Source organism: Marinomonas flavescens (genome assembly GCF_004352835.1).
GTDB lineage: Bacteria > Pseudomonadota > Gammaproteobacteria > Pseudomonadales > Marinomonadaceae > Marinomonas > Marinomonas flavescens.
This window is the reverse complement of record NZ_SJSB01000019.1, coordinates 50,689-60,361: the sequence shown is the minus strand read 5'-3', so window position 1 is coordinate 60,361 and position 9,673 is coordinate 50,689. Positions and strand designations below refer to the sequence as shown.

Annotated in this window: 14 protein-coding genes and 1 tRNA gene; 8 read left to right on the top strand and 7 right to left on the bottom strand. The window is 41.1% G+C overall.

What is annotated here, in order from left to right; translation table 11 throughout:
• On the top strand, positions 1–216 hold a 216-nt coding region (locus E0D70_RS17520), incomplete at its 5' end, for a hypothetical protein (RefSeq protein WP_207923283.1).
• Positions 217–813: 597 nt separating this feature from the next.
• Here E0D70_RS17520 and E0D70_RS15550 read toward each other — a convergent pair.
• From E0D70_RS15550 to E0D70_RS15525, 7 genes are all read right to left on the bottom strand, one after another.
• Positions 814–897 (bottom strand) — tRNA-Tyr (locus E0D70_RS15550).
• Between the two features lie 54 nt (positions 898–951).
• Positions 952–1,926 carry a ProQ/FINO family protein gene (locus tag E0D70_RS15545; RefSeq protein ID WP_133013194.1) on the bottom strand — a complete coding sequence of 325 codons (975 nt, stop codon included), beginning with the start codon at positions 1,924–1,926 and terminating at the stop codon, positions 952–954.
• Positions 1,927–1,941: 15 nt separating this feature from the next.
• Positions 1,942–2,091, bottom strand: a complete 150-nt coding sequence (locus E0D70_RS17515) for a hypothetical protein (protein WP_165942919.1) — start codon at positions 2,089–2,091, stop codon at positions 1,942–1,944.
• Between the two features lie 17 nt (positions 2,092–2,108).
• Positions 2,109–2,585 (bottom strand): hypothetical protein, encoded by a 477-nt coding sequence (locus E0D70_RS15540; protein ID WP_133013193.1) that lies wholly within the window; start codon positions 2,583–2,585, stop codon positions 2,109–2,111.
• On the bottom strand, positions 2,585–2,812 hold the full coding sequence (locus E0D70_RS15535; protein ID WP_133013192.1) for a cell division protein ZapB: 228 nt from the start codon (positions 2,810–2,812) through the stop codon (positions 2,585–2,587). The genes E0D70_RS15540 and E0D70_RS15535 overlap by 1 nt, the downstream gene beginning before the upstream one ends.
• Positions 2,813–2,866: 54 nt before the next feature.
• Entirely contained in the window at positions 2,867–4,066 is a 1,200-nt protein-coding gene (locus E0D70_RS15530; RefSeq protein WP_133013191.1) for a flagella assembly protein FlgT, read from the bottom strand.
• Entirely contained in the window at positions 4,066–4,683 is a 618-nt protein-coding gene (locus tag E0D70_RS15525) for an LPP20 family lipoprotein (RefSeq protein WP_133013190.1), read from the bottom strand. Before E0D70_RS15525 ends, E0D70_RS15530 begins: the two co-directional genes overlap by 1 nt.
• A gap of 344 nt (positions 4,684–5,027) precedes the next feature.
• Between E0D70_RS15525 and dinB the strand changes: the two genes are divergently transcribed.
• The 7 genes from dinB (at position 5,028) to E0D70_RS15495 (ending at position 9,621) form a co-directional block, all read left to right on the top strand.
• Positions 5,028–6,089, top strand: coding sequence for a DNA polymerase IV (gene dinB / locus E0D70_RS15520; protein ID WP_133013189.1), 1,062 nt, complete (start codon positions 5,028–5,030; stop codon positions 6,087–6,089).
• Between the two features lie 49 nt (positions 6,090–6,138).
• Positions 6,139–6,261, top strand: coding sequence for a hypothetical protein (locus E0D70_RS17740; RefSeq protein WP_276312862.1), 123 nt, complete (start codon positions 6,139–6,141; stop codon positions 6,259–6,261).
• 89 nt (positions 6,262–6,350) lie between these two features.
• Positions 6,351–7,019 carry an alpha/beta hydrolase gene (locus E0D70_RS15515; protein WP_133013188.1) on the top strand — a complete coding sequence of 223 codons (669 nt, stop codon included), beginning with the start codon at positions 6,351–6,353 and terminating at the stop codon, positions 7,017–7,019.
• A 28-nt stretch (positions 7,020–7,047) separates the two neighbouring features.
• Positions 7,048–7,842: an inositol monophosphatase family protein gene (locus E0D70_RS15510; RefSeq protein ID WP_133013187.1), complete on the top strand. Its 795-nt coding sequence runs from the start codon at positions 7,048–7,050 to the stop codon at positions 7,840–7,842.
• Between the two features lie 79 nt (positions 7,843–7,921).
• Positions 7,922–8,386: a DUF2489 domain-containing protein gene (locus tag E0D70_RS15505; RefSeq protein WP_133013186.1), complete on the top strand. Its 465-nt coding sequence runs from the start codon at positions 7,922–7,924 to the stop codon at positions 8,384–8,386.
• A gap of 98 nt (positions 8,387–8,484) precedes the next feature.
• Positions 8,485–8,754 carry a hypothetical protein gene (locus E0D70_RS15500; RefSeq protein WP_240537165.1) on the top strand — a complete coding sequence of 90 codons (270 nt, stop codon included), beginning with the start codon at positions 8,485–8,487 and terminating at the stop codon, positions 8,752–8,754.
• Positions 8,755–8,799: 45 nt separating this feature from the next.
• Complete coding sequence (locus E0D70_RS15495; protein ID WP_420813339.1) at positions 8,800–9,621, top strand: mechanosensitive ion channel family protein; 822 nt, start codon at positions 8,800–8,802, stop codon at positions 9,619–9,621.
• Positions 9,622–9,673: the final 52 nt, after the last annotated feature.

Genomic DNA, 9,673 nt, shown 5'->3' with positions numbered 1-9,673 from the left:
CTATCGTCTATCGTCTATCGTCTATCGTCTATCGTCTATCGTCTATCGTCTATCGTCTATCGTCTATCGTCTATCGTCTATCGTCTATCGTCTATCGTCTATCGTCTATCGTCTATCGTCTTGTTCAAACAAGCTGTCTGTTTTTTGTGGGCTGGGGTGCTTGTAAAAAAAGGGCGGCCGGTAACCGGAGAATATTTAACTTCAATCATCGGTTAAAGTCGAAATGACGGGTGGTACTTTGCTATGAAGGTACTGCCTTGATCATAATGATCTCGTTCAAGCAGACTGTCTGTTTTTTGTGTGTGTGTGTGGGTTGGAGTGCTTATTAAAAAGAGCAGCACAATTGTCATTGTGCTAATAAAGCTCATCATGCGAGACGAGTGTGATTAGAATGATTTCTTTCAGTTGCATAGCATCACTTGTTGTTTTGGTTTTAATTAGCATTTGAGGCGCCAAGTCTCCAGTTACTGCTCGCTCTTCTTTAGGTGTTCCAGTCCACAAGGTCAAGTTTATGGCTGTGTGATGTTTATTTTGCTTTCTGTGGCGCTGTGAGGGCTTTTGGGTTGAGGTTGCTTTGGTGTGGGTAACTTGTGGATTTGTTTGTTTTGAAGTGTTAATTGGCTTTAAATGGGCTTTTTGTGGATAAGCTTGTGCTTAACCGGGTAGGTTATTCAGTTTTTGCTTATTTAGTTTGGTTGTGTTTTTCTGTGGATAACGTTTTGAGGTGTTTTTCTAGAATGGAAATGTTTGATAAATCTTGAAAAAGATTTTTTAATTATAGATAAAGAATTGATCTATAAAGAAAAGCGCTAATGGTGGAGGGAGGTGGATTCGAACCACCGAAACTTTCGTGGCAGATTTACAATCTGCTCCCTTTGGCCACTCGGGAACCCCTCCACAGCAGCGCGACGTATCTTATACGTCACGCTTTACCGTGTAAACACTTTTTTCTTATTTCTTAAGAAGTTTTTCTAGTTTCGCTTTCATGCGTTCTTCAGGAGACAGATTGTCATAGGCATCATCCTGGCGCTTTTGAACGGTCTGAGTGTTTTGGGGTTTATTGTTTGGTTTGTTATTTGGCTTTTGGCTTGCTCTATTGTTCGCTTGAGGTTTTGCTTTCGGGCGTTGTGGTTTTTCGCTTTTAGGGCGATTAAACGTAGCCTTTTCCTTTTTTGGGATCATAGAGTCAGGCAATGCGGGCTCGTTGCTAACAGGAGTCCCTTCAAGATCGATACGAGGTTGGCCTGTTAATAAGCATTTCTTATAGCGATCAGAGCGTGTGTAAGCGGCTAAGGCGCGTTTTTGCTTGCTGACGTTAAAGTCATCATCAAGGACCATGTCTTTGTCTATACCGACCTTCAGGGGTTTAGGCTGGTTCCAATCAAACGCTTTTGGATAACGGTCTTCTAGCATCTTGATCAGGCGACGGTTATTTTTTTGGTTTTTCTGACGTTTTTTTTGCTCTGGCGTCAGTGTCGCTGCTTCTTGCGTGCTTTCACTTGCTGGTTGTACATCGGTGGTTACTGTTGCTGCCACTTGAGTTTCATCTAGTACGTCTGGCAAGCCGTTAAGCTCTAGTTGTTGTATTGTCATGTAATCAGTCTGTTCTGTTGTCGTGGTTGTGATGCTGGTTTCAGCAAGAGAGTGCAGCAAGTCAAAGCTTAGTTGGTCTTCTACGTCACTTTTTGATGCTGCATTTTTAATGGTTTCGGCCGGAATAAGAAGATCTAAAGAGTCTTCAATATATAACTGCAATTGATCTTCCGTTGAACGCGATTCCATGTTTTTTAAAAGGTCCATTGAGGCGCTACTGTCGAGAGTGTTTATACCCTCTTTTTTTAGCTTCGTTATTTCCTCGTTGGCAGCTTTTAGCTTTTCGATAAGCTGATCGACTTCAGCTTCGAGTTTGGCAATTATTTGTTCCATACACAAGGCTCAATTCTATAACGGCGTTAATGGAATAAGAGGTGTGTTTTTTACACCAATCATTTCTTGCCGTTGAGTATCATTCGGCTGAACTATCGAAATAGCTGGGTTACTTTTGTGCCAAACATAAGCAAGTGCAGGCAAGAAGCAAAGAGCTAAAGTCATTATTGATTTCATTCAGCTTAGAAAGTAAGGCCTGCACCAACCATTACATGTTGATCATACTTAGGGCTGCTGCTGTTTAAAAGTTTAACAAATACGTCTAATCGGCTGGTGTTAGAGGTCGCTATGCGAAAACCTGCTTCAGGATAGTAAACAGTTTTGTCGAAAAAATAGACGCCGGCACCCAGGAACGACCACATTGGCACACCTGGAATCAATTGAAAAGCAGGTGTAGCACTGTAGTAGCGTGAGCCAAGAGCAATTGAACTCTCTGGGTTATCTCCTAATGCGAAGGAAAAACCACCGTAAATAGAAAAATTAGAAGGCGTTGTAAACTCCATCATAGTGCTCACTACGGAGGTTGTGCTTCCGGTTTCATTATCTGTTGATGGTCGTGCTGCGGTTGCTTCAAAGTTTAGCAAACTCGCAATTTGTCCTTCGTCGGCAAATGTGCTCCCGCAGAAAAAAACTAAAGTGGCAAAAATGATGGGTTTCATTATTTATTATCCAGTTGGTTAAGACGATTTAACATCTGGGATAAGGAGGACTCCCAATTCGATTGTTGTTCATTTTTTTGGTTAAGAGTGTTTTCTAACTCACTTTTCTCTTCGCTGATTTCATAGTTTTGCATTTCTAGCTCAGAGATTTTTTGACGTAAAGATGAGATTTCTTCTACGGCTTCGTTAATGCGTTGTTCTAGGTGGTGAAGTAGTTCGTTATTCATTTTTTTATCCTAAAAGTATATAAAACCGCTTTATAAATAGCGTTATAGTAAAAATTACCAAGCAATTACAACATCTTGTTGCTGAACATTTAATATCTGCGCATCTACCGCCAATTCACCGATGGAGAAGTTTGGCTGAACTTGCTTAATAGTAACATTGATATTGGCATTGTTCAGTTGTGTTTGAGCTGTTTGGTTTTGATTGAAAATCTCGTAACGACGGTAAACGCTAAATTTATCCCCTTGCTTTATGCCTGATAAAGAGCCAGCGGCAATGTGTATGCGGTTCCCTTCGGTGCGAAATATATTAGCAATAAATGGTTGGCAACGTAGTTTTTCACTGGTATCAATCGCGCTTTCTCGTAATATTTCACGTACGACTTTACCATAATGTATGGTCCAGAACTTAGCACTACCAAAACCTATTTTAGCATTATCTGAAATGTCCCAGTTACCAATTTCACTATAGCGTTTTTGGAAAAGAAGTGCGCCACTGAAACTATCATAAATATAGAGATCCAATACAAAATTTCTTTCCTTTTGTATTGCTTTGTCTTTCCCTAACGGTGTTGCCTCTAAATTATCAGGTGTTCTTAGATAAAGTGGGCTAATGTCACGAATGACGCCACCAATTATATACTGTACCCCTAATTGTTGTCCGATACGGGTAACGTTTGTTAGGTTTCCTTCGGAAGTTGTTGAAGAGGGGGCATTTATTAAATCAGGGTAAAGGGCAACGTTGGTAGCAGTTAGGGCGCGAAGAAAACCTTGTTTGTTGATGGCGTTGGCGAGATCTTTTGGTAGCTCTCTAGATATATTATTTAATCTTCCAAGGCTGGCTTGTTCTGGGTCTTGAAGTTGAAAGCCTGTGATGCCAACTGACTTTTCATAATAATTAGTCGCACCATTACTACATTGAGAGTCGGGAGTGACATTGACACGAGCGATAACGGTAAGGAAATCACCTTTACGCTCTTCGTGGATGATCTTAGCTTGCTGAACGCGTCCTGAACTGCGTATTTGAATGTCTGAATCCAGGTCGCCATTTTTCAGGCGATCATTGACGCTTACTCTTGAGCTTGATTGAAGGACTGCCTGTTTGATCGCTTCTTGTGTTGCTCGATAGCGGGCATCGTCAATGTCATCGTTGTAGATGATGGCTTTTCCAGTCGCCTTTACAGATTGAGCAAAAGTAGGCGCAATGGAGAGTAAAGACAGCGTGGCGAATAGAATAAATTTAAGCATTAAAGGCATTATTCAATCGTATAGAAATTTGCAGTGGGTGTTGGGCTAGAAGCATCAACTGTTCGATAGTCTTGGTGAGCTTTACATCTTGGGTCATTAGAGATGTTATTTGGTGAGCTTACGCACTGGCGAAAGTTTTCTTGAAGCGCCATTTCAACAACCGTTTCAAATGTGCCATCTTGATGTTCACGCTGTGAAACGACTTTAGCGCCAACGAGATACGAGTCGATATAAGACCGTAACTCATCGTGTTGTAAAACCATGTTGCTCAACGAGCTTGATCCATCAAGTTTCAGACCGTATACCCGTTCGGAAAGGTTTCGATAAGCATCTAATGTGGAGCTGCGTAATGCCATCAGCCGTGCTTGAGATTTGGAGAATCGTTTGCTTGTACTGACGGCAGCATAGCCAGTGGCATTGATAATAATAGGTTCGCGTCTTATTGCTCGCGTAACTTGATTTTGATTTTGGTAATTAAGTGCATTGCCGTTACCCATGTCCACGGTGTTGCCATTACAAGGGCCAACAGTCGTGCAGTCTTCTCCGGTTTTTTGAAACAAATTTTGACAGCCCGTAAGAGCAATGCCCATTATGGCGATGGAAAAAAATTTAAAAACTAGTGTCATAATGGCGTCCCCAATGGAAGTCCTTATCTTGTTTTGCATAAAATATCGTTTAATTCTGCTTGGCGAAATTTCTACTTAGGCTGATGAAGAAGCAAAAAGTAGGCCACTGCCTATAATAGCGAATAATCCTGACACAAAATGTAAACTATTTTGCTTGTTAACGTCCATGTTTGCCGGTGTAAATAGGGAAATTTCTGCTTTTTTCTTGGGAAATCTATACTTTATCTATATTTCCTCCTTTTGCTTTCTCGGTCAGCACTGTTTGCGGCGTGTTATTGGTGTTTGCTGTTTTAATAATTTGAACGTTATACTGTGTTTCTGTACAGTATTTTTTAAGTGCTCTTATGTCTAGACAGCGAAAAATTATCCATATTGATGCGGATTGCTTTTATGCCGCTATTGAAATGCGTGATGATCCCAGTTTGCGAGAAGTGCCACTGGCTATTGGCGGCTCATCAAAGGTGAGGGGAGTGTTGAGTACGGCGAATTACATTGCTCGCTCTTTTGGCGTTCATTCTGCAATGCCAACTGCAGTTGCGAAGCGCTTATGTCCTTCATTGATTGTTGTCAGTGGGGATATGGAAAAATACCGACTCGCTTCGCGGCAAATGCATGCCATATTTCGTCAATACACAGACATTATCGAGCCGCTTTCATTGGATGAAGCCTATCTTGATGTGACAGATTCAGACGCTTATCAAGGAAGTGCCACTAGAATTGCCGAGCAGATTCGACGTCAGGTTGTTGAACAAATAGGCATCACAGTTTCGGCTGGTGTCGCAACAAACAAATTTATTGCCAAAGTCGCAAGTGATTGGCAAAAACCGAATGGCCTAACAACCATTACCCCCGCTCAGCAGTTTGAATTTGTTTCGCAGTTACCTGTTAAGTGTATTTCGGGAATTGGTAAGGTTTCTCAGGAAAAGTTAGGGGCTTTGGGGGTTTTTCTTTGTTCAGACCTGCAGAATATTGATTTTTCAATTTTACAAAAGAACTTTGGCAGTATGGCTTTTCGCTTATCTCAATATGCAATGGGGATAGACAGTCGTCCTGTGCAAGTTTCGAGAGAGAGAAAGAGTGTCTCAGTTGAACATACCTTTTCTGAAGATCTTTTATCTTTAGAGGCCTGCTTATCGCAATTGCCTGAGTTATTAGACAGTCTAGACAAGCGAATGGCTGGTCGAGGTTTCGACTCTCAAATTAATAAGTATTATCTCAAGCTAAAATTCAACGATTTTAAGCAAACAACCATAGAGCAATCTATCCAAAGCTCTTTCTCAAAAGAGGTGTTTTTCTCTCTTTTAAAACAAGCTTACCAACGTCAATCAAGGCCTGTACGCCTTATTGGGGTAGGTTATCGTTTGGCTTCTCTAGCCCCCCGCCAACTCGACATGTCATTTGATTGAAGGTTAAAAATAAGCCTTTTTTTGATTACTATTATAGTGGAAGGGCTTTATGCAATATTACGAATGTCTTACTCGACACCTAATATTGACCATGCCAGAACGATCGGATGTAGCGTTTCGTCTTAATCATCAGCAAGCAGTAACTCAGGTTCGTTTTCCTGTAGAGCATTAAGGGTTATCTACAACAAATGATTGTCGATATAATAGGTTATTGCGTAATGCTATAGCCTATTTTTTCGGACCTATTTTTTGGAGTAAATAATGACAGATTTGTTGCCATATGTGCTAGTTGAAACGTCAGAAGTGCCGGATGCCGCCATTATTTGGTTACATGGTTTAGGATCAGATGGGCATGACTTTGAGTCTATTGTACCGGCGATGTCTATTCCTTCTGATCAAAATTGGCGCTTTATCTTCCCTCATGCCCCTCGTCGTCCAGTGACTGTAAATGGTGGGATGGAGATGCGAGCTTGGTATGATATCTATGAAATGACGCTAGAGCGTAAAGTAGATATGGCAAACATTGAAGAATCCTGTTCACAAATATCTGCGCTTATAGAAGATCAAATCGCGAAAGGAATTGATGCGTCTCGGATTATTCTTGCCGGCTTTTCGCAAGGTGGCGTTATTGCTTATCAACTTGCTTTAACGTCTCAGCGAAAATTGGCGGGCGTTATGGCGTTATCTACTTACCTTGCAAATAAGGCTAGTGTGCCCTTAGCTTCAGATTGTAAAAATGGCAATACGCCTTTCTTAATTCACCATGGTTCGCAAGATCCTGTTGTTGCTCCTAGCTTAGCGTTAGATGCGAAAAAAGTTCTCACAGATCAAGGTTTTCAAGTTGAGTATCAAGTTTACAATATGCCGCATTCGGTTTGCCCTGAGCAAATTCAGGACATTTCAGCGTGGTTAATGGCTCGCCTGTCTTAAGTCTTATGAGTTGGAGGAGGGTTACATTATGGTAAATACAGATAGCCTACTTGAGTTTGCTAAGCATATTGCCAACCAAGCTGGTGTCATGATGAGTGATGCGAGAGACTCAAATCGTTTTTCAGAAGATTACAAAGCGGATCATGAGCTAGTGACTTCCACGGATTTAGCGATAGATCATTATCTCTGTCAACAAATTGCAATAGCTTACCCTGATCATCAAATATTATCGGAGGAGTCATCGCCTGATTTATCTTTATCTGATGCTCCTGTGTGGGTAATCGATCCGATTGATGGGACGGTGAATTTTGCACATGGGCATAAACATGTGGCTATCTCTATTGGTTTATATGTAGAGGGTCAGAGGTTGCTGGGTGTGGTCAATGCGCCGTTTTTGCAAGAGTGCTACTGGGCAGTTAAGGGTCAGGGAGCTTATCTCAATGGTAAGCGTCTTCATGTTGCAGATAAGGTCGCTTTGCGTAATGCTTTAGTGGCTACTGGGTTTCCTTATCAGAAAAACGCACTAGATAAATTGATTAAAAGAGTGTCGAATGTGTTGTCCCAGTGTCAGGACATTAGACGAAACGGATCGGCTGCGCTGGATTTATGTTGGGTCGCATCTGGTCGGCTTCAGGCTTATTATGAATCAGTAAAACCTTGGGATATGGCGGCTGGTGCTTTGATCGCTGCTGAAGCGGGTGCGCAAGTGGGCCGATATGATGTTGTAAGCTCTACTTGGCCATTAGCAATCAATGGTGATTCTTTACTGGTTTGCAGACCCTCTTTATATGATCAGTTGGTTCAGGTTTTGTGTGTGGATTAGCTTTTTTTCAACCTTTTTAATGATGCTGAAAATGGGTAAGCGAATCAAATGTTTATCTCATTACTTTTTTGGATTTTATATGACTTTTAACGAATTTTTAATACTGATTTTACTGTGCGTAGGTGTCATTGTTGTTTCTCTTTGGTATATCTATCGTCAGTTAAAGTTGAATAGACAGCGCGAAGAAAGAATCCTTGAAGGTGAATCTTTTGTGGCTGAAGAGCGTCAAAAGAGAATTGATAGTATTCAAATATTATTAAAAGCGGTTGATGTAGATGAGAAGTTGGGTTGGATTGAAACTAGTATTCGCGTAAAAAACTTGTTAGATCAATTAAGTGTGAATTTATCGAGTCATGATGATATATCCGCTTTCTATATTTTGACTGAAAAAACAGAGCACATTCCGACCCACGAACAATGGAAGGATTTACCGAAAGAAGCTCGTACGAAATTCCGTAGTGAAATGGATAGATATGAAACCGAGCATTTAGAGCATTTGAAGCGTGCACGGATCGCTTTACTTGATCATTCTTTTGATTCATGATTTTTCAGCTCATTGTTTCATTTGTTCTGTGTTTTTGCTTATTGGCCGCGTTGATGGTGTTTTATATAAAGTATCAGTCAAAGGTGCCGTATTATCGTTTGAATCAAAATGACTGTGTTAACTTGTTAGAAAGAGCGGTAAATGGTGTGTTGCTTGAGCGAGATTGGAATGTCTTTATTGGCATGACTGTTCGAGATGATGAAGAATTTGAGCAGTTACGCGAAGTTTGTCTTATGATTGATGATGAGCATAAAAAAGGCACTCAAATAGTTGATGGCGGATTGTATGTTCGTTTTAGTAATGTGGGTTTAAAGCAATTGACCTTATTGCTGGATGAATGGCAACATAAAGTGAATTATGCCGCTTAGCGGTTTATCTCTTATTAATATTAAGGATTGAAGCACATGGGTAATATGGATCAGTTCATGGATAAAGGTATCGACATGTTACCTTGGATCTCAGATATGGCGATTAATTTGCTGATTGGCATTGTGATTCTCTTTGTCGGTCGCTTTATTGCTAAAAAGGTAGCTAGTTGGTGTGAAAATAGAATGCTAAAAGCATCCGTGGATAAAGCCGTCGCTGGTTTTTGTTCTAGTATTCTTTATGCCTTGATGTTTGCAGGTGTGATATTAATGGCGCTCGGGCAAGTGGGCGTACAAACGACTTCTTTCATTGCAATATTGGGTGCGGCAGGTTTGGCTGTAGGTCTGGCTTTGCAGGGTTCACTTTCAAACTTTGCATCCGGCGTACTGATTATTATCTTGCGTCCGTTTAAGTCTGGCGATTTCATTGATGCGGCGGGCCAAATGGGCACAGTGGATCGCATTGAATTGTTCCATACTTACCTGAGAACACCAGATAACCGTATTATTATTGCGCCAAATTCCGCGGTAATGAATGGCTCTATTGTGAATTTTTCACGTGAAAAAACACGCCGTTTAGATCTTGTTATTGGTATTGGTTACGATGCCGATATTCGTCTTGCAAAAAGCATAATGGAAGAAATTGTTTCAGCAGATGAGCGCATCTTAAAGGATCCTGCTTGGGTTATAGCGGTTGCTGAGTTAGCAGATAGTTCAGTAAACTTTAACCTGCGCCCTTGGGTTGCTGCTGGCGATTATTGGGCGGTAAGAGCGGATCTTCTTGAGAAGATCAAATATACGTTTGATGAGCGCGGTGTCAGCATTCCGTTCCCACAAATGGATGTTCATTTACACAAACAAGAATCGTAATGCGTTAGATTCTAGTGTTTCAAAATGCCGTCAAGCAATGATTGTTGCTTGG